The 478-nt window shown below is 58.2% G+C and carries 1 protein-coding gene; it reads left to right on the forward strand.

Going from position 1 to position 478, the window contains the following annotated elements:
* Positions 1–110 precede the first annotated feature (110 nt).
* Positions 111–478: hypothetical protein (locus B2W52_RS16130; RefSeq protein WP_286803736.1), on the forward strand; the 368-nt coding region annotated here is incomplete at its 3' end.

The raw sequence follows: 478 nt of genomic DNA on the forward strand, positions 1-478 counted from the left end.
GCCCGGGATTAACGCCTCAAGCGCTGTATCCTGACCCCGCTTTCGAGTATCATGTCGGCCTTTCAAATTGCACCTAGACTTCCCCGTTTCGCGCGATACAGGTTGATATCATGCTTGAACTTCGCGGCGCTCCCGCGCTCTCGCCATTCCGCTCCCGCAAATTGCATTCCCGAATTCAGGATATCGTGCCTGAAATCGAGCATGTTTATGCTGAGTTCATGCACTTTGTTGACCTGGAGGCAGACCTCTCGGACGCGGAGCAAGCTATTCTGGACCGGCTCCTGACCTATGGCCCGAGTGTGCCGGTGGAAGAGCCTGACGGCGTGCTTTTCCTGGTTGTGCCTCGCCCCGGCACGCTCTCGCCCTGGTCCAGCAAGGCAACGGACATCGCCCGAAACTGTGGCCTTCGGCAGATACATCGGATTGAGCGGGGCACGGCCTATTACATTCGTTCGGGGCGCAAGCTTGGCCTGGAACA

This window comes from Marinobacter sp. UBA2498 (assembly GCF_002341575.1).
In the GTDB taxonomy this organism is placed as follows: Bacteria; Pseudomonadota; Gammaproteobacteria; order Pseudomonadales; family Oleiphilaceae; genus Marinobacter; species Marinobacter manganoxydans.